Below are 18,446 nucleotides of genomic sequence, written 5' to 3'. Positions count from 1 at the left end.
AACTAAGCTTCATATATATTGAAAAGGGAGAGTGAAAATCAAATGGCTTTTCAGAAATTTGCCGTAACACCTGGGTTTGGAGTGGGTGGTACAATATTTAAGCCTAACCAGCTTGCATTGCTAGGTTCCATCGTAGGGGAAGATGCCCAGATTGAAATGACGACATTCAAGCAGCTTTATGTGGCATTGCAAGAAGAACGTGTGCAAGAAGTGCAGAAACAATTGCAGGAAGCAGGCTTGGAGATTCACCCTGCAGGCTTTTATTCGAAAAGTTTAATTGCATGCAATTTTTGCAGAGGAGCAGAGGATGCAGGGTTGGATGTAGCCGAAACACTCGATAAGGCAATTGTCGGTCATCCAGTTCCCAGTCCATTGAAGATTGGTTATGCAGGTTGTGCGCTCGGTACGAGCGAGCCTTTACTAAAAGACATTGCTATCGTGAAAATGAAAGATAGATATGATCTCTATGTTGGTGGCGATGCCAAAGGTTTGAAGGCGCGGCTTGCGCAGTTGTTAGTACCTGGCCTTAGAGCAGAACAGCTTATTCCTGCAGTCACCCGATTGATTACAGACTTTCAGCAGAACGGAAAAAAGAAAGAGACCTACGCCAGATATGCGGAACGTATATCGCTGGAAAAATTACGAGAAGTTGCTGAAGCAGCTTAATATTTCAGAGGGGACTACTAGTGAAAGAACAGTATAAGGTTGGTGCTGAGCGGTATTTTAGGAAAATCCAATTTAGTTATATCTTATAATCGCTGTATAAATAAAGTAAATGGATGCCAAGGAAATAGTATAGCAGTCCGAAGTTATTTTAACTTTGTACTGCTATACTGTAATTCTTAGATAAAAACTAAAGCGATATGCATTTTCAAAATATTACAAAGGATATTTCAAGGATCTTAAGATCTTGACATTGCACTTTTTAATACACTACAATAAGTAGTGTATTTTTTCAATTCCGTTCATGAAAAGGAAAAGTTCAGTGAAAACATTCTATCATTTTTTTCTTCTATTCGTCTCGTTCATATTCGTTTTTCAAAATACGGTATATGCAACGAAAGATGATCAGCATTTTTCGCTCAACAGCGAAGCTGCTATCTTAATTGACGGAGCAACAGGCACCATATTGTATGAAAAAGAAAGTAATCGCTTAATGTATCCCGCAAGTATCACGAAAATCGTAACAGGGATAATAGCTATAGAAGAGGGCAATTTGGACGATATTGTAACCGTTAGCGAAACAGCTAGAAATGTTATTGGTACGAGAGTTTATTTACTTGAAGGGGAACAGGTTACATTATTAAAACTTGTCCAAGGACTGCTTATTAATTCAGGCAATGATGCGGGAACAGCGATTGCGGAATATTTTGATGGAAGTGAAGCCCAATTTGCAGAACGTATGAATCAATTTGTCAGGGATACGGTTGGAGTTAAGAACACAAATTTTCAAAACCCGCATGGGCTATTTGATGAAAAACATCAAACAACTGCTTATGATATGGCAATTATTACGCAATACGCGATGAAAAACCCGATATTTCGTTCCATCGTTGGAACAAAGGAAATGGAGTGGATCGGGAAAGGATGGGAAACAACACTCTATAATCATAACAAACTACTATGGCGATACGAAGGAACAACAGGTGTAAAAAACGGATATGTGAGTCAGTCCGGAAACACGTTGGTTGCCTCTGTCAAGAGAGGGAATTCAGAATGGATTGCCGTTACCTTGAAAGCCGATTCGTCAGAATTAGCTTACGGTGATATGGTAAAATTGTTCGACTATGGATTTGAACATTTTCAAACCAATAAGATTACTTTAAATCCCTCAGCATTTGAGTCTTATATCGACCGTTTTGTAATCCCGGAACAATTAATCTTTACAAGCGATAAAGACGAAAAATTTGATATCCAGATCGATGATTCTGCTTTCCTAATCGTTGTTTTGAACTTTGACGGAAAAAAAATATATTCAAAAGAATTGGAAATCAATAATAATAAAGAACTTAAACGAGATAATACGGAAGATCCTTCAATTGAAAAAAAGGCAGCATCATCCCCATTCAGCACCAGTATAACATTTATGTTTATGTTAATTCTTACGGTCGTTATTCTAATCTTAAGGAAAAAGAGAAAGCAAAAAAAATTATCTAAACAAATTTTCGAAAATTAGAGAAAAATCCAAATAAAAAAAGAGGGATAACTGAAAGGGGGACAACCGTCCCCCTATCTCAGTCAAGCTGCCATTTTTCTGCATTCTTCAGCGCATTTTCTGCAAAGTTCGGCGCAGTGTTGGCAGTGTTCGTCTTTAAACTTCGCACATTCCGCCGCACAAGCATCACAAATGCTTGCGCAGATATTACAGATTTGTTTGGCATAGGGACTGTTACGTGACATGAATTGAGATGAGATTGAGCAAATATCTGCACAATCCCGCAGCAACTGAATGCATTGAATTCTTGCCTGCACATCCGGTTCATTCAAACACGCGGTTAGGCAATGTTCACAAGCTTGTACGCAGGCATTACATGTGTCGATACAAGATTGGTGATGCTGTGCAGTATGCGTTGTGACTGGCATGGAATAACACTCCTCCTTATATCGTTGGTTACTTCTTGATGTATAATTCCCAAATGATACATCTATATTCGTGAGGGCAGAGAACCATCTTCCTTTCATTTAATTAATCCGGAAAGATATTATAAAAACATCACCCCTTGCTTGGTTTTAAGGTCATCACGATTTGACCAAACTGTTAATATTAACAGGATTACCTTATGAAGGGGAACTATGTCATTGAAGCGAAGCGATCGTAAAGATATGCTGATTACATTTTCATCGGCTTTTGCTTTTTTAGTATATGAAGTATTCCTCTCCCGTTTTTTTTCGGTGATACTGGATTATAACTTCGTCTTTTTAACGATTTCCCTGGCAACATTAGGAATCGGTCTTGGCGGGTTTTTAGCCTACAAATCTTCAGGATTCGTCTTTAGAAACCGCAATGAATGGTTAGGGCTATTTGCTATCCTGTTGATTATTTCAGTTTTAACAATATATGTGCTTCCTTATCAGAATATATGGTTCTATTCGGCTGTAGCACTTTTACCTTTTTTCGCGGGTGGTTCGTTGCTTGCCGCAATCATGCAGGGGCAACGTGAAAATATTCGGACGATATATTTTTTCGATTTAGCCGGTGCCGGAATTGGTGCGGTATTTTCTATATGGTTAATGGATGTACTAGGTCCGATCGAAATGGTCAGTCTAATATCAGCGGCGCTAGTGTTCATTAGTTTTGTTTGCAGCGTCAAAACCGCTGCAAACCCATTAAAATATATATATATAACGGGTCTTGCTATCTTGATTTTCAACTTAGTTCAACCTTTTACTAACTTTCTTCCATTTCGTGCTTACCAAACGAGCCCGGCAAATTTGTTTTTAGGTGAAAAAGACACTCACATTGTTTATTCGGATTGGAATTCATTTTCTCGCACAGATGTATACGACGCGGGAGATGGGCAATTGTTATATATCACGATCGATGGCGGAGCAGTATCGCCAATTTCGAAATATACAGGCGATTTGCAGCAGGTCGATTATTTGCGATGGACAACGAGTTTTCTTGCTTTTCAAGATGTTACAAAAGAACGGGTCTTAATTATTGGTGCTGGCGGGGGACAAGAAGTCCTGACTGCAAAAATGGCCGGTTTTGAGCAGATTGAGGCAGTCGATATCAATCCAGGAAGTTTTCGGGCTGTTGAGGCAATGTCATCTTTTTCAGGCAATGTATTTAAACAGCCTGGCGTTAGGGAAATTGTATCCGATGGCCGTAACTATATCCGGCAAACCCAAAATCAGTATGACTTAATTTACTTATCGTTGGTAAAAAAGGAGTCAGAAAACGCTTTGGGTATGACCTTAACAGAAAACTATATGTTTACAGTTGAAGCGGTAGGAGAATATCTAAAGAAGTTAAAGCCGGGCGGAAGACTTGCCTTTCTGCTTCATAACGAAATGGAATTGGCGAAGGTTATGACTGCTGTTGAAAAATCCCTTAAAAGCGAAGGGGTTACCAACAATCGAATAAGTGATCACATTGCAGTGATTGGTACGTTTCAGCATCTTGGACACGAGGTTTGGGGTATGGGGGGAAGCGTGATAACACGGCCTCTGTTGATCATTAACAAGCGGCCGATTTCGTTAATGTTAGCCAACCGTTTAAAATCGGAAACGGAGAGCATACAGCAAATTCCGATTCACATTCCTCATGTAAATGATCAATACTCTTCGTTAAGTAAGTTATTAGCCGATCAGAAAGTCAACTTGGCTGCGAATAGCGACGATATGCCGTTCTTTTATAACAAAACAGGAAAAATCCCCTATTCGTTTATTTGGATCGTAGTTCTGACATTTTTGTTCGTATTTGTCTTTGCTAGAATAACGAAAAACGGATACGGAGGGACCGCCTATTTTTCAGGTATTGCCATCGGTTTTATTATCATTGAAACAACGCTTGTGCAACGGCTTATTTTACCGTTAGGCCATCCTACGTTGTCTTTTGTATTGGTTCTGGGTATTTTACTGATTGCCGGTGGAATCGGGAGTTTGTTATCCGGGATATGGTTCAATGGACAAACGAAACGATTTGTCCCTTTACTGATAATAACAATTCTTGCGATAGGAGTGAATTCGGGAATTACTTGGTACAATGAGCAAATGTTTTATTTGCCTTTGATTTATCGAATAGCAGTTGCAGCGATATTGTTATTCCCGCTGGGCTTTTTTATGGGTATGCCCTTTCCTTATGGTTTAACTCAAGTTTCGGAACGGCAGACGGCGGTAAGTTGGGCGATAAACGGATTGATGACAGTAGCCGGTTCCCTTCTTTCCGTAATGATTTCCATGACAATGGGATTTACCGTTGCAATGATGATCGGGGCCGCTGTTTACGGATTGCTATACATTGTGCATCCGAAATTGGTTTATAAATAAGTGAGAACAGGTAGTTACAATTATCCAAATATATACTACAATATGTAGTGTATTAAATTTTTAAATTTATTATGAGTGGTTGTACAACGGGAGAGGCAGAAAGTATGTTGAAAACTCTGAAGTACATATTTGCAACAATATTAGTCATCGGCCTTGTTATGACAAGCGCGTTCTTTACGTTGTTATTGTATTTAAAGATAACTGATCAGGAGTTTTTGATAGGTTCTAATCCCGATGACATGCGACAATCCGTCGCTATCTTAACTGAAAATAAAGATGATTATAATGAAAGTGATAATGTTGATCAGAAAAAAGAAAAGCTCGAATCGGCCTTTATTGACGCACCTGTCGTTCTTCAGTTACCCGAACTTTATAACGGATGTGAAATTGCAACATTAACGATGATGTTCAATTTTTACGGCATCGATAAAAGTAAAATGGATTTGCTTCCCGAACTAAAACAGGATCCTACGCCTATTGAGTATAATAAAGACGGAAGCATCCGCTATTGGGGAAACCCGAATTTAGGTTTTGTAGGAGATATAACAGGCAAGAAAAAAGGATACGGTATTTATCACACGGCATTATTTGAATTACTTATCAAATATATTCCAACCGGAATTGATTTTACCGGAAAAGACTTTGATGAACTGGAGCAACAAGTATCTGACGGTTTTCCGGTTCTGGTTTGGACAACCGTTTCATACACGAAGCCGTCTGAAAAGCAATGGATGGTGTGGGATTCCCCACTTGGGCCGATCCGGACGACGTTTCAAGAGCATACGGTGCTCTTGGTCGGTTACGACAATGATCATGTGTTTATAAACGACCCGCGAAAAAATCAAAAAGGAATTAAAGTCGATAAGAAACAATTTATTGAGAGTTGGGAAGCCTTAGGAAAACAGGCGCTATCCTACAGAGTAGATTAATTGCGAGGATGATAGGGTATGAAGAGCATTTTAATAGTCGATGATGAGGAAAAAATCCGCGATGTCATTAGTTCTTATTTGGTAAAGGAGGGGTACAACGTCGTTGAGGCGGGAACGGGTATAGAAGCCTTATCGTTTATCGAATCAACGGCAATCGACTTGGTCATACTGGATTTGATGCTTCCGGATATTCCTGGAGAAGAAGTATGCCAAAAAATTCGTCAGCAAAGCTCCGTTCCCATTCTTATGCTTACCGCAAAGGTTTCAGAAAATAATCGGATACAAGGTCTTTCGCTTGGTGCAGATGATTATTTGATTAAGCCTTTTGATGTTCGAGAGTTGGTTGCCAGGGTTAGGGCAATCCTTCGACGTTCCGATGACAGTTATTTACTTGCTGATCGCGTCTCTTTTAACGATGGCGAGCTTATTATCGATGTTTTACGCCATGAGGTATATTTAAATGGAGCTCCGATTGTGTTAACTCCGAACGAATATAAACTGCTGATGGTTTTAGCCCGACATCCTCAAAGACATTTTACAAGAGAAGAATTGGTGGAAAAAGTGTATGGTTTTGATTATGCGGGGGATGTTCGGTCCATTGATCAGCATGTTAAAAATTTACGTCAAAAAATTGAGCCGGATCCTAAAAAACCGGAATATATCGTTACCCTTTACGGTGTTGGGTATCGCTTTATGGGTGGTACTAGATGAGAAAAACCGGATTGCGTGCCCGCCTTTCCTTCATTTTTATTTTTACGGTGGCAGCCATACTCGTATTCGTTAGTATAAGTCTTATATTTGAGACGCATTATCACTTCTTGATGTATCAGAACCAGTCGATGGGAATGACTCACGATTTTTCTCAGCTTATTTATCATTTAGAACAAGCATTGATTCAATCCATCGTTTGGACATTTTTGGTAGCGCTTCTTTTGACCATCGGTATTAGCTTATATATAGCGAAACGAGTATCTGCGCCGCTGATCACAATGAAACATGTTGCGGAAAAAATGACACATGGACATTTAGAATCAAGGTCAAACATTAAAGGAAATGACGAGTTGGCGGATCTGGGAGCCTCATTAAATCGACTTGCAGAACAATTGCAAAATCAGGAACATTTGCGCAAAATAATGACTCAAGATATTGCACATGAATTGCGTACTCCGCTTGCAACGTTAAAAAGTCACATGCAAGCATTCCAAGATGGAGTTTGGCAACCGACACCGTCGCGGATTCAAGCCTGTTATGAAGAAATCGAGCGATTAATTCGTTTGGTTGCTGATTTGGAGCAACTCACACATATAGAATCCTCCCAATTTCGATTATCTTTGAAACAAGAAGACATAAGTAAGTTGATCCAACATGGAGTAAGCGTGGTATCAGCTGCCTACATGCAAAAAAATGTTCAACTCATAGTCAAAAGTGCTCCCTCAATCATCATACAGGTTGACAAGGAACGTCTTATTCAAGTTCTTGTTAATCTGTTAAGCAATGCTTTGGAATTTACCCCGGAAAATAGATATGTGGAAATAAAAGCGACGGATAAGGGGGAAAGTGTTCTTATCACTGTGAGTGATACTGGATCAGGTATTTCGCCTAAAGATTTGCCATATGTTTTCGAACGGTTTTATCGGGGGGACAAATCGCGAAATCGAAAATCCGGGGGTGGAGGTATTGGTCTTACAATCGTGAAAAAAATAGTCGAAGCCCACCATGGATCGGTATGGATTGAAAGCAACCATGGAACTATTGTTTATATTCAACTTCCTAAAAATTTGGATTAGTAACTGAAGGAGAAGAGATAAATATGGCCAGTAAGAAAAAAGGATCTTCTTTGAGTATAGGGTGGGTATTTTCGATCGTTATGATTGGAATTTTAGGCGTGGCTGTCTGGGGAATCATAAATAGGACAAGCTCAGCGGACGAGTTAAAACCCGGCTCGGCAACGCATCCTCATGTCTTTAGCTATTCTGCAGATGAATCAACTGTCTGGTTAGGAACGCATACAGGTGTTTATGAATATAACAACGGGAAATGGTTACGCACATTACAACCTTTGCAAAGTAACGACGTAATGGGACTGGAAATCGATCCAACAAATCCGGAAAAAATGATAGTTTCCGGTCATGGTTTTGTTAAGCGATCATTAGACGGTGGAAAGACTTGGGATGTGGCCGAAGACGGGCTACCGAATAAACAAAAACCAAATGAACCGGATGCGCACCTTTTGGCCATGGATACAAATAACCCTGAGCATCTTTATACAATGCTTGCTGGTCCAGGAGACAATCTGTATGAATCCAACAACGGTGGGAATACCTGGACGAAGGTAGGTGTTATTCCTCAAGCTGCATATTCTATAGCAATTGCACCCGGTCAATCTTCATCCATTATTGCCGGCACAGAAAGCGGGCTGTACCGTTACGATATAATGGATAACAATATAAAAGAGACGAAGATCGGTAATGAGCCGACATTTCAAATTTTTATTACGCCAACCGGGGAAATCATTACTATGAATGAAAGCAGATTTCAAAGATCGAACGACTTAACAACTTGGAAGCCAATGCTAGTCGATTTGAATGGAGAAATGCCGCTTGGGATCAAAGGTTCGAAGAAAGACGCCAACCGTCTGTTAATTGTGACTGAAAGGTATTCGGTATATGAAAGTAAAGACGGTGGTGAGAGCTGGGCGAAAACAAAATAACAACCTGCAAAAAACAGCCTGATTTTACGCTAATTTAAGGCGTAAGATCAGGCCATTTAAGGTTATTCAGGCTTATTGCCGGCATTCGGATCAGGTACAAAATCGCTCTTATAGTCGGTATATTGCAAATGCGTAACCATACCTGCTGCAGCATGGTGAAGTTCGTGACAGTGGAACATCCAGTCTCCTGGATTATCCGCAACAAAAGCCACTTCGTATTCTTCTCCTGGTTTCAAATTAAGTGTGTCTTTCACGATGGGTGAGCCTTCTATAGGCTTACCGTTCTTGCTAAGAACTTGGAAGAAATGACCATGAAGGTGCATGGGATGATCGTCGGTCTTGGAATTATTGACTAATCGGACTTTGACGAGGTCTCCCTTTTTGACTTTGATTTTCTCAGTGTCGGGATATGTTTTTCCATTAATCGTATAGACCTGCTGTCCACTCTGTTGATCCGTATTCAGATCCATCGTGTACTCTAAATCATATTTTTGGTCCAATGTGAACACTGAATTTGATGATTGCCCATAACGTGTCAAATCAAGGATTGGCAGCGCGGCAGTTTCGTTTGGCTTGTCTGTATCTGCGTTTGCGCCTTCGTAGGCAATGATGGCCTTCATGCCTTTCACACGCGGATCATCTCCGTGATCTTCGATATACCATTGCCCGGGGTTGTTCGCTTCAAATTCGAGATCGTAGCGTTCTCCCGGAGCAATCGAAATGACCTGATCATTGATAGAAGCAGGATTGTTGATCGGTTGTCCGTCAGTAGAGACGACTTTAAATTCGTGCCCATGTAAATGGATATTATGCGAAAGTAATCCAGCGTTAACGAGTCGAATGCGAACTTTTTCGCCCTTTTTCACTATAAGTTTATCAATCGAGTCTCCCGACTTCCCATTGATTGAATATATATCGTACATACTCATATCATGACCTTCAGCCGAAGAACCGTGAGCATCATCACCCATATTTCCATGGTCCATGTTATTTTCACTCGATGCCTGGTCTTTTGAAGAATCCATATTCATGTTGCTATGATCCATCGATGACATATCCATGTTCATGCTGCTATTGTCCATTGATGACATGTCCATATCGCCCATGCTCATCCATTCATCTAAAACTAACGTATAATCCCGATCCACTTTCTCATCTGTTCCTTCAACAATAAACGCACCGTAGAGGCCCTTATCCACTTGATTAGCACCGTCTTGATGAGAATGGTACCAGTAAGTGCCGGGAACAGTAGCTTTAAATTCATAGACAAATGACTTCCCAGGTTGTACAGCATTTTGAGTTACACCCGGAATGCCGTCCATTTCGTTGGGAACAGGTAAACCATGCCAATGTATCGTAGTGGGTTCAGGCAAATCGTTTTTTAATGTGATTTTGACGGTGTCGCCTTGTTTAACACGAAATTCGGGGCCTGGCACAGAGTTATTAAATGTCCATACAGGCAACGTTTTTCCAGGAGTGATTTCTAAATTGCTTGTTTTTGCGGTAAGCGTAAATTCCTTCCCCTTTAAGGTTGTCATCTTTGATGTTTTATCTTGTGTATTTACATTAGACTGATTGCTGCTATCCGTATTGGTCATACCGGATTGATTCATGTTCGAGTGATCCATTCCTTCCATCGAATCCTTCGAATCAAAGCAGGCTGTAAGCAAAACAGCAAGTATTGCAAAAACGAATACTAATTTAAAACGTGTACCAATCTTCATAATGCTTCCTCCCTATCCTCAATACTTTTGTCTATAACATTTATCACAAACTAATCATAATACATGATTATGTAGAACTTATGTAGGGAGGCCGGATTCATTTTTGCCCGATTTGTGAGCGATTGACACAGTGTATTTAATAGACTACAATTTGTAGTGTGGGGGGGCAGAAAATGACAAATGTGAAGAAGTTTAATGTGAATGAAGAAGGATTAAATCGTTTTTTCGGCCCACTCGAAGCCAAGATTATGAACATATTGTGGTTGTCCGATGGTATGAGTATCAAGGATGTGCAGTCAATTTTAAATCAGGAAAGTCCTATTTCGTTTAACACAGTGATGACCGTAATGAATCGATTGCTGGAAAAAGGGCACCTTAGTAAAGATACACGTGGAAAAGGCAGGAATAGGGTGACAGTTTTCGAACCTGTGCAAACGAAAGAACAATTTCTGCACGTACAAACTAAGGCGGTTACAGATGGCCTCATTCAAGAATTTGGTGATCTTGTTGTGGGACACATGATTGATGCGTTGGAGGATGCCGACTCTGAATTGATCAATAAATTATCGGATAAATTAAATCAACTGAAAAGCAGGAAAGATTTATGAATCCTGTATTCCGAATAAATTTCATTTTCGGTTCCTTGTTACTCGTCGGTGTTATGATTTTAGTACAAATGGGCCTATATATAGCGCATCAACTATGGGATGTTCGCCTTCCCTGGAACTTTTTCCAATATTGTATAAGTGCATTAAAGGAAGAAACCGTAGCCCATAATGTCATAAAATTTTTGATCAACGTGATCATTTTATATACGTTTGGGAAAATGATCTGGCGTCTTTACAAGCAATTACGTTTAACCCAAAAATGGCTCAGGGTGTTTCATAGCAAGAAACATACGAAACTTACCAAACAACTGAATGATAAGTATAAAAAGTGGGGGACAGAGTTCATTGTTGTTAATGATGAGAAGTTTATTGCTCTAACAATAGGATTCTTCCAGCCCCGAATTATTGTTTCAACCGGAGTATTGAGCATGTTTTCCAATCATGAAGTAGAAGCCATTCTGCTTCATGAGTGGTACCACTGCCGGAATCGTGACCCATTGAAAATGTTCCTGTTAGCTTTGATCCTTGACGGGTTAGGGTATATACCGACGATGAAGGCGATGGTACGTGATTTTAAGACATGGAAGGAATTGCTTGCCGACCGATTCGCCATTAAGCAAATGGGGACGGAGTATTATTTAGGCAATGTTCTACTAAAGCTATCAAAAGTAGGCAAGATGCAGCACTCTACTGCAGTTGCTTACTTTGCAGAAAATGCAATCAATTATCGAATTATGCAAGTTCTTGAACCGAAACAGCGGATCCATGTTCCCATGTCTGACTTTAAACCGTTGTTACTGACCCTATCTCTTATATTTATTATGAGTAGCATTATTTTAGGTGGGTGTTCGTAAGCCCGCCCTTTTCAAAACAATTTACACTACAATCAGTAGTGTGAAAAGGGAGGTAACCTTTTTGAATGCTGCAGATTTAAGCATTTGGCTTGTATTTGGCGCAGGTCTTTTATCATTTATTTCGCCCTGCTGTCTTCCATTGTATCCTTCTTATCTATCATACATTACAGGTATTTCTGTAAAAGATTTGCAAGAAGGTAAAGGAATGCTCCACCGGCAAGCGATGATGCATACGGTGTTTTTTATGATCGGTTTCTCAATTATTTTTATTGCTCTCGGTATCTCAGTTAGTTTCATAGGAAACTTATTTACTGATTATCAAGACCTGATACGCAAACTTGGAGGTATTATGGTCGCTGTTATGGGTCTGGTTATGCTTGGAGTTTTTACACCCAAGTTCTTAATGAAAGACGCGAGAGTTACTTTCAAGAACAAGCCAGTTGGTTATTTTGGTTCCGTACTTGTCGGGATAACGTATGCGGCGGGTTGGACACCCTGCGTCGGACCAATTTTGTCGGCGGTGATTATGCTTGGAGTGGCCAATCCGAATCAGGCAATTATCTATACCGTTGCTTACACAATTGGTTTTGCTATTCCGTTTTTCGTGATGGCATTCTTTATCGGACGATTAAAATCGATACTTAAATATTCAGGCATCTTGATGAAAATTGGTGGGGCCTTGATGGTATTGACCGGAATTCTGTTGTATACGGACCAAATGACAAAAATTACGATTTTCTTGATTCAGTTATTCGGTGGATTTACAGGATTTTAAAAGGAAGTAGTATGCTGGAAAATATAACTTTTTGAATATGGTAATGGAGAGAAGGAAAAGGATGAAAAAACAATGGATAGTGCTAGCGACTATTGTTGTTCTCACCGTTGCGGCTGTTTATCAATCGCCATCACCAAATAATAAGGAAGAACTGCCCAAAGTAGGGTATCGAGCCCCGCAGATTTCACTAACTGGACTTGATGGGAAGGCGTATTCTTTTGATGACTTGAATGGCAAACCCGTTGTTATTAACTTTTGGGCATCATGGTGCGGCCCATGCAGGATTGAGGCGCCCGATTTGGTGAGACTGTATGAAAAATATAATGAACAGATCGAGATTTATGCAGTAAACGTTACTGTCGGCGACAGTATTGATGGAGCAAAAGCTTTTGTGGAGGAATACGGTTTTGATTTCCCCGTTTTACTGGATCCGGAAGGAACAGTGTCTGGGCGATATCAGATCAGGCCAATTCCAACAACCTTTTTTGTAAATGGGAAAGGCGTCATTGTGGATCAGGTAATCGGAGTTGTAGATTCCCGAGATTTGGAAAGTAAATTTAAGCGACTTATTCGTTAGGGGGCAAAGGGTTATGCCGGAAATACTGCAATTTGGACCCTTAATGATTAAATTGGACTGGCTGCTGATGGGGTTTTCAGGAATGGTTGGCTACTATGTACTGCAAAAGCTAATCAAAAACTCCCCTTTCTATGATCGTCCAATTCTTGATAAGCTTTTCAATAGTTTTATTATCGTATTCTTCGTCTGGAAATTCAGCCCCTTGCTTTTCTCGCCGTCTATTTTATGGAGTAACCCGTATCGATTAATTACTATGATTGGTTCTTCAACGGGATTATGGATAGGAGTTACGGTTGCCGTATTTTACATGACCATAAGTATACGGCGATTGAAAGTTCCGGCTTTTTTTATTGGTGACCTGCTTGCTATTGGAACCATCACGTCAGTCCTCGTATACAGTTTGATTGGATGGCAATACGGTTCGGCTACTTCGTTGCCTTGGGGAATTTCGATTGAAAGCCCTCAGTTTAAATATCATCCTATCAATGTTTACATGCTGTTTATTACAGTTCCCATGCTCATTTACTTGTGGAGACAACGGTCGAAGGTCGGTTCGGGAAACATAGTTGTTCTGTTTTTAACTTATTTTGGTGCAGGCTTGATGCTAGTGTCGTTATTTAAGCCGAAAGCAATTTTTCTACTAGGGTTATCTGGACAACAAATCGTGTATTTGTTGATGATGGCAGCGGGATTTATATCTTCCATGTTCTTAAACAGATTGAAACATCATGAACAGACATCAATAAGCGAAAGGGATGAAGATCAACATGATGCCGCGTGGGTATTATCTTCTGATCCAGGAAATGCTGTTGCTGACCAAATCCGATCTGAAAATTCGAGCAAAGAGAACAGGACAATATTTTCAGATTAAACAAGATGCATTATCGTTTATACAAACAGAATGGTTTGAAGCGCTCTGCTTTGCGGTGGATTTAGACCCGGATGCGGTAAGGGACTGTTTTTTTGGGCGAACGCCTAATTTGCAAAACAATTATAGGGCAAGGTAGGGTATAGGATGAGAGTGATTCTTTTTTCGATTGGCGATTTCCAAGTTCGATCATATGGATTGGTCGTTGCTTTAGCCATCATGTTGGCCATGGGTGTGGCGTATTATTTAGCAAAAGGGACAACATATCGCAAACATATTCCAAACATGATGTTTTATGTACTAATCGGAGCAATCTTGGTTGCAAGAATTTGGCATGTGTTCTTCTTCCAATGGGACTATTACTCCAAACATTTAGTGGAGATACCTGCTATTTGGAACGGAGGTATTGCCATTCAAGGAGCGCTAGTAGGTGGATTTATCGCTGCGGCGATTTACGCCCGAGTGGCTCGGATTTCATTTTGGGAGCTGGCGGACACGATGGCGCCAGCTATTATATTTGGCCAGGCTATCGGTCGTATCGCTTGCTTTTTAAATGGAGATGCGTATGGATCACCTACAGGCTCAAGTTTTGGCATCGTTTATCCGGAAGGCACAATGGCATATGCCGAATACGGTCCGCAACCACTTTGGCCAGCCGAGATATGGGAAGGTCAGTGGGATTTCATTGTATTTGCGATTTTATTGATCATGAAAAATAAAACATGGCCTAAAGGGTTTTTGTTCTTATCTTATAACATCTTGTATGCGATCGGAAGGTTTATGCTGGAGTTTTTAAGAGGTGACTCTCCTAGATATCTTTTTAATTGGACAGCAGGACAATGGACGAGTGTAGTTGTGATTGTAATTAGTCTGGTAATCATGATGATCTTCACTTTAAGACAGAAACGAAAAGACCCCGAAGATCTTTCGCCCAAGTTAGAACAAATTCATTAAAAGGAGGGTCGCTTGTGATAAGAAATAAGTGGTTTGTCTTACTTGTATTGATTGTAGTTATGTTAGGAGCGGCCTCCATCAAGTTTTTAACAACGAACAAGTCCCTAGAAACTATACCTGAACTGCAAATCGTGGATACTAAGATGCTCACGAATATGATCAACAGTAAAAAAGATATGGTCATTGTCGATTTAAGGGAACCCGAATTATTTTCCAATAGTAGAGTACCCAACTCGATAAACATTCCTTTTGAGGAGATTCAGTTGAGGTATACTGAACTGCCTAAGGATAAGGAAATTGTCTTTGTGTGTCATACCGGTCGTATGGGAGTGGAAAGTGGGAACCTTTTGTTAGAGAATGGTTATAACCAGGTTTATAATCTTGACGGCGGTATGGCTAAATGGACGGGGGACCTCGAGAAGTAACTATCCGTTAAAATACGAGCACGTTAAGAAGGAGGACTAGCGGTTGAAAAACATTTATAAAGCAATTCTAATCCTTCTCATTGCCTCAGTCCTTGGTTCTTGTTCAATGATGGGAATGATGAATCGATCAGAACCCACAAGTGAAAAAAGACAACGGAAAGAAGTGGATATTAATCAGTTTTCAATACTTCCAATCGATGATACCTTTTATACAAGGCCTCAAATCGAAGGCGATAAGATCACATATAATATCGTTGCACAAACAAGAGGTCTCGTCGGGAATAAAACTAAACCTTTATTCCTATAACGGAACTGTACCCGGCCAAGAAATCCGTGTAAAAGTAGGGCAGCAGGTAGAAGTCAATTTGAAGAATGAGCTGGATCAGCCCGTAACCATCCACTGGCATGGATATCCTGTTCCGGTAGATATGGATGGAGTACCCGGGGTAACACAGAACGCAGTGAAACCTGGAGAGAGTTTTCAGTATTCATTTACAGCAACCGTTCCAGGCACCTATTGGTATCATTCCCATTACAAAAGTGCCGAGCAAGTGGATCTTGGGTTATATGGTGCACTGATCGTGGAGGGCGACCGGCAAACGGAGTTGGACCGAGATTATACGTTTATCCTGGATGAGATGAATAGTAAGGGAAAAGCAGGATCAAAGGGTATGATGGGAAGCTCCAATGATGATCTTTTCACTGTAAATGGCAAGTCTGGTGATTTGATTTCTGCGTACGAAATTCAAACGGGTGAGAATGTGCGGTTGCGTTTTATAAATGCAGGATATATAACCCATTATATGAACTTGGGTTCGATCGAATATAGAGTCGTGGCGGTTGATGGGCAGGCAGTAATGGATCCGCAAATAATCCAAAATAAGCTTTTGCCCGTTGGACCAGGGGAAAGATACGATGTGGAATTTACTGCGCCCGATAGCAGCTTTTTTATAAGAGAGATGTTAAATACGCCTGCTGCAGATGGATTAATCATTCCATTAATTAATAGAACATCCAAGAAAACATTGGATGAAACGGAGTATGACGGAATCTTTACATTGACTGGATCCGGGATTGCAACAGAATATGCTTCTCTTGCATCAAATAAATATGATCAAGAATACAAGATGGTGCTGTCGCATGGAATGAAAGGAATGGGGATGATCTATACAATTAATGGAAGGACATATCCTGATATCGATCCGCTTGATGTGAAGAGAGGGGATATTATTAAAGTAACATTAGAAAGCAAAGATATGATGTTCGATCATCCTATGCATTTGCATGGACACTTTTTTCAAGTATTAAGTAAGGATGGCTCACCGGTTGAAGACGGGGCGATCTTCAAAGATACACTTGTTGTAAAACCGGGCGAGAAGTATGAGTTGGCTTTCATTGCAAATAATCCCGGAGAGTGGATGTTTCATTGCCACGATCTCAACCATGCGAGTTCTGGGATGATGACATCAGTACTTTATGACGGGTATGCAATTCCGAGCCATATTGATCAATCGCAGCCGAGCGAGTAAGATTAGCGTGTTTCTACGGACATTAAGGAGTGGTCATCATTGAACGAATGTTGTCAATCATCATCGTTGGAAAAGTCGAATCTTAATTATTGCCCTATTTGTCAGCAAAAGGGCAAGAACGTTCCTCTTATTACACTCAAAGCAATGCTTATACCAAAAGCCTTAGAAACCATAGACAGTGAATTGATATACACATTCTGCTCAAATTCCTCATGTGAAGTAGTTTATTTCAGCAATGATCAAACTTACGTTTCAGACGACCTCAAAATATCTGTATTTCAGAAAAACAAGGCTTTGAATGTGCCGGTTTGCTACTGTTTTGGATGGACGAGAAAACGCCTAACGGAAGCAACTCTAAAAAACCAACGCCCCATAGAACATATACGCATGCAGGTACAAGCCAAGCGTTGTGGCTGTGAAGTTAATAACCCGCAAGGGTCTTGTTGTTTGGGTAATGTAACCTCATTTATACGCAGCATTAACACGGATAAAAATCCTACGTCTTAATATCAATATTGTTCTATAATGGATGAACACGAACGGCAGAGATCATTCCAGCCTCCTGATGGCCAGGCAATGTACACACTGCTCGGTATTCACCTGTTTTCTCCAGAGTGGCGATTACACTGCTTCTTTGCCCTGGTTTTGCATGGACATGAATATCAGTTCCGACAATTTCAAAGTCATGTTCAACATTTCCCGCGTTATACAAAATAATCTTTATTTTTTCGTTCGCATTCATGTGGATTGTGGATGGGGAAAATGAAAATTCATTCGCTATTATTGCGAGTTCATTTTTGGATAGGTCTGGTAAATTCTTCTCTAGTTGGTGTTCATGCGTAGCGTTAGGATCAGCTGTATTATTGTATTGTTTACCGTAGTAGTTATTGTGTAAATCGCTCCCTACACCCAAAATAATTATGACTGCAAACAAAACGATTACGGCAAACATAGAGACTGGTTTGGACAATAATGATGATCTTTTCTGTAAATGTTCTAGCTTTATTTCTCCCTGTAACATCAGAAATAAAAGAAACAGCACACCGGTACAAAGAACTGACATGATTTTTATGGCTGCAATTGTATATGATGTAGGGATCATGACCATAAACATTGTGCCCATCATGCCGCCCATGATACCCGATAAAAGTCCGTCCAATATGGCCATAATACTAATAGGGATTCCAGAAACTGTCCCGATGATTCCCCCGATTAACATACTAATTATTGTTGCATGAAAGATTTCACCCGGGAGCCATATAACGAGCAGCGTCCCTACGCCTAAACCGATTGTCATTCCCTGCACCATTGCAGCCATCATACCGGCCATACAGGATAAACGATGGCGGAAAACGATAATGAATCGAAGAATCCATATGGTTAAAACGGAATAAATACCCAGGAAAAAGAAAGTGTTCGTCATTTTTTGCCCTCCAGTAAATGATAGCTTGTATATTAAAAATATGTATGGAATGTCCTAAATATTAATGTGGAAAAAACT

20 protein-coding genes are annotated in these 18,446 nt (G+C 40.3%); 17 read left to right on the top strand and 3 right to left on the bottom strand.

The window, feature by feature from the left end:
- Positions 1–42 precede the first annotated feature (42 nt).
- Together JMF85_RS00620 and JMF85_RS00615 are read left to right on the top strand one after the other, a co-directional pair.
- Positions 43–666, top strand: coding sequence for an NAD(P)/FAD-dependent oxidoreductase (locus JMF85_RS00620; protein WP_127608041.1), 624 nt, complete (start codon positions 43–45; stop codon positions 664–666).
- A gap of 319 nt (positions 667–985) precedes the next feature.
- Entirely contained in the window at positions 986–2,176 is a 1,191-nt protein-coding gene (locus JMF85_RS00615) for a D-alanyl-D-alanine carboxypeptidase family protein (RefSeq protein ID WP_236595682.1), read from the top strand.
- A gap of 62 nt (positions 2,177–2,238) precedes the next feature.
- On the opposite strand, the gene JMF85_RS28770 is transcribed toward JMF85_RS00615, so the two are convergent.
- The gene (locus JMF85_RS28770; protein WP_127608039.1) at positions 2,239–2,583 is read right to left on the bottom strand and encodes a four-helix bundle copper-binding protein; all 345 of its coding nucleotides are present in this window, start codon (positions 2,581–2,583) and stop codon (positions 2,239–2,241) included.
- Between the two features lie 216 nt (positions 2,584–2,799).
- Here JMF85_RS28770 and JMF85_RS00605 point away from each other — a divergent pair, with 216 nt between their 5' ends.
- The 5 genes from JMF85_RS00605 to JMF85_RS00585 all read left to right on the top strand — a co-directional run bounded on the left by JMF85_RS00605 (position 2,800) and on the right by JMF85_RS00585 (position 8,631).
- Positions 2,800–4,992 carry a spermine synthase gene (locus JMF85_RS00605; RefSeq protein ID WP_127608038.1) on the top strand — a complete coding sequence of 731 codons (2,193 nt, stop codon included), beginning with the start codon at positions 2,800–2,802 and terminating at the stop codon, positions 4,990–4,992.
- A gap of 104 nt (positions 4,993–5,096) precedes the next feature.
- Positions 5,097–5,921 (top strand): C39 family peptidase, encoded by an 825-nt coding sequence (locus JMF85_RS00600; protein ID WP_127608037.1) that lies wholly within the window; start codon positions 5,097–5,099, stop codon positions 5,919–5,921.
- Positions 5,922–5,939: 18 nt separating this feature from the next.
- Complete coding sequence (locus JMF85_RS00595) at positions 5,940–6,632, top strand: response regulator transcription factor (RefSeq protein WP_127608036.1); 693 nt, start codon at positions 5,940–5,942, stop codon at positions 6,630–6,632.
- Positions 6,629–7,708 carry a sensor histidine kinase gene (locus JMF85_RS00590; protein ID WP_127608035.1) on the top strand — a complete coding sequence of 360 codons (1,080 nt, stop codon included), beginning with the start codon at positions 6,629–6,631 and terminating at the stop codon, positions 7,706–7,708. Before JMF85_RS00595 ends, JMF85_RS00590 begins: the two co-directional genes overlap by 4 nt.
- Positions 7,709–7,731: 23 nt before the next feature.
- Positions 7,732–8,631: a WD40/YVTN/BNR-like repeat-containing protein gene (locus JMF85_RS00585; RefSeq protein WP_127608034.1), complete on the top strand. Its 900-nt coding sequence runs from the start codon at positions 7,732–7,734 to the stop codon at positions 8,629–8,631.
- A 62-nt stretch (positions 8,632–8,693) separates the two neighbouring features.
- Here the strand turns inward: JMF85_RS00585 and JMF85_RS00580 are convergent, their stop codons facing one another.
- On the bottom strand, positions 8,694–10,355 hold the full coding sequence (locus JMF85_RS00580; RefSeq protein WP_127608033.1) for a multicopper oxidase family protein: 1,662 nt from the start codon (positions 10,353–10,355) through the stop codon (positions 8,694–8,696).
- Positions 10,356–10,528: 173 nt separating this feature from the next.
- Here JMF85_RS00580 and JMF85_RS00575 point away from each other — a divergent pair, with 173 nt between their 5' ends.
- The 10 genes from JMF85_RS00575 to JMF85_RS00530 all read left to right on the top strand — a co-directional run bounded on the left by JMF85_RS00575 (position 10,529) and on the right by JMF85_RS00530 (position 17,452).
- Positions 10,529–10,963: a BlaI/MecI/CopY family transcriptional regulator gene (locus tag JMF85_RS00575; RefSeq protein WP_127608032.1), complete on the top strand. Its 435-nt coding sequence runs from the start codon at positions 10,529–10,531 to the stop codon at positions 10,961–10,963.
- Complete coding sequence (locus tag JMF85_RS00570; RefSeq protein ID WP_127608031.1) at positions 10,960–11,817, top strand: M56 family metallopeptidase; 858 nt, start codon at positions 10,960–10,962, stop codon at positions 11,815–11,817. Before JMF85_RS00575 ends, JMF85_RS00570 begins: the two co-directional genes overlap by 4 nt.
- A gap of 61 nt (positions 11,818–11,878) precedes the next feature.
- Positions 11,879–12,592: a cytochrome c biogenesis CcdA family protein gene (locus JMF85_RS00565; protein WP_127608030.1), complete on the top strand. Its 714-nt coding sequence runs from the start codon at positions 11,879–11,881 to the stop codon at positions 12,590–12,592.
- A gap of 61 nt (positions 12,593–12,653) precedes the next feature.
- On the top strand, positions 12,654–13,169 hold the full coding sequence (locus JMF85_RS00560) for a TlpA family protein disulfide reductase (protein ID WP_127608029.1): 516 nt from the start codon (positions 12,654–12,656) through the stop codon (positions 13,167–13,169).
- A gap of 13 nt (positions 13,170–13,182) precedes the next feature.
- On the top strand, positions 13,183–14,040 hold the full coding sequence (locus tag JMF85_RS00555) for a prolipoprotein diacylglyceryl transferase (protein WP_201317583.1): 858 nt from the start codon (positions 13,183–13,185) through the stop codon (positions 14,038–14,040).
- Between the two features lie 144 nt (positions 14,041–14,184).
- Positions 14,185–14,991 (top strand): prolipoprotein diacylglyceryl transferase, encoded by an 807-nt coding sequence (lgt, locus tag JMF85_RS00550; protein ID WP_127608027.1) that lies wholly within the window; start codon positions 14,185–14,187, stop codon positions 14,989–14,991.
- Positions 14,992–15,005: 14 nt separating this feature from the next.
- Positions 15,006–15,416 (top strand): rhodanese-like domain-containing protein, encoded by a 411-nt coding sequence (locus JMF85_RS00545; RefSeq protein ID WP_236595681.1) that lies wholly within the window; start codon positions 15,006–15,008, stop codon positions 15,414–15,416.
- Positions 15,417–15,459: 43 nt separating this feature from the next.
- Positions 15,460–15,723, top strand: a complete 264-nt coding sequence (locus tag JMF85_RS00540; RefSeq protein ID WP_164751825.1) for a hypothetical protein — start codon at positions 15,460–15,462, stop codon at positions 15,721–15,723.
- A complete protein-coding gene (locus JMF85_RS00535; RefSeq protein WP_236595690.1) occupies positions 15,614–16,945 on the top strand; it encodes a multicopper oxidase family protein in 1,332 nt (443 codons plus the stop codon). Before JMF85_RS00540 ends, JMF85_RS00535 begins: the two co-directional genes overlap by 110 nt.
- Positions 16,946–16,984: 39 nt before the next feature.
- Positions 16,985–17,452 (top strand): putative iron-sulfur cluster-binding metallochaperone, encoded by a 468-nt coding sequence (locus tag JMF85_RS00530; RefSeq protein ID WP_127608025.1) that lies wholly within the window; start codon positions 16,985–16,987, stop codon positions 17,450–17,452.
- Between the two features lie 13 nt (positions 17,453–17,465).
- On the opposite strand, the gene JMF85_RS00525 is transcribed toward JMF85_RS00530, so the two are convergent.
- Positions 17,466–18,368 (bottom strand): cupredoxin domain-containing protein, encoded by a 903-nt coding sequence (locus tag JMF85_RS00525; protein WP_127608024.1) that lies wholly within the window; start codon positions 18,366–18,368, stop codon positions 17,466–17,468.
- Positions 18,369–18,446 lie beyond the last annotated feature (78 nt).

Origin of the sequence: Paenibacillus sp. EPM92, assembly GCF_016586185.1 — a bacterium.
GTDB classification, from domain to species: Bacteria; Bacillota; Bacilli; order Paenibacillales; family NBRC-103111; genus Paenibacillus_G; species Paenibacillus_G validus.
The sequence above is the reverse complement of the archived record's forward strand: the minus strand, read 5'-3'. Positions and strand labels throughout refer to the sequence as shown.

Bases quoted from the DNA above. Each gene is read 5' to 3' on its own strand.
- JMF85_RS00535 (WP_236595690.1), top strand. From the start codon at position 15,614: ATGATACCTTTTATACAAGGCCTCAAATCGAAGGCGATAAGATCACAT.
- JMF85_RS00590 (WP_127608035.1), top strand. From the start codon at position 6,629: ATGAGAAAAACCGGATTGCGTGCCCGCCTTTCCTTCATTTTTATTTTT.
- lgt (WP_127608027.1), top strand. From the start codon at position 14,185: ATGAGAGTGATTCTTTTTTCGATTGGCGATTTCCAAGTTCGATCATAT.
- JMF85_RS00620 (WP_127608041.1), top strand. From the start codon at position 43: ATGGCTTTTCAGAAATTTGCCGTAACACCTGGGTTTGGAGTGGGTGGT.
- JMF85_RS28770 (WP_127608039.1), bottom strand. From the start codon at position 2,583: ATGCCAGTCACAACGCATACTGCACAGCATCACCAATCTTGTATCGAC.
- JMF85_RS00570 (WP_127608031.1), top strand. From the start codon at position 10,960: ATGAATCCTGTATTCCGAATAAATTTCATTTTCGGTTCCTTGTTACTC.
- JMF85_RS00580 (WP_127608033.1), bottom strand. From the start codon at position 10,355: ATGAAGATTGGTACACGTTTTAAATTAGTATTCGTTTTTGCAATACTT.
- JMF85_RS00575 (WP_127608032.1), top strand. From the start codon at position 10,529: ATGACAAATGTGAAGAAGTTTAATGTGAATGAAGAAGGATTAAATCGT.
- JMF85_RS00595 (WP_127608036.1), top strand. From the start codon at position 5,940: ATGAAGAGCATTTTAATAGTCGATGATGAGGAAAAAATCCGCGATGTC.
- JMF85_RS00555 (WP_201317583.1), top strand. From the start codon at position 13,183: ATGCCGGAAATACTGCAATTTGGACCCTTAATGATTAAATTGGACTGG.
- JMF85_RS00560 (WP_127608029.1), top strand. From the start codon at position 12,654: ATGAAAAAACAATGGATAGTGCTAGCGACTATTGTTGTTCTCACCGTT.
- JMF85_RS00600 (WP_127608037.1), top strand. From the start codon at position 5,097: ATGTTGAAAACTCTGAAGTACATATTTGCAACAATATTAGTCATCGGC.
- JMF85_RS00585 (WP_127608034.1), top strand. From the start codon at position 7,732: ATGGCCAGTAAGAAAAAAGGATCTTCTTTGAGTATAGGGTGGGTATTT.
- JMF85_RS00525 (WP_127608024.1), bottom strand. From the start codon at position 18,368: ATGACGAACACTTTCTTTTTCCTGGGTATTTATTCCGTTTTAACCATA.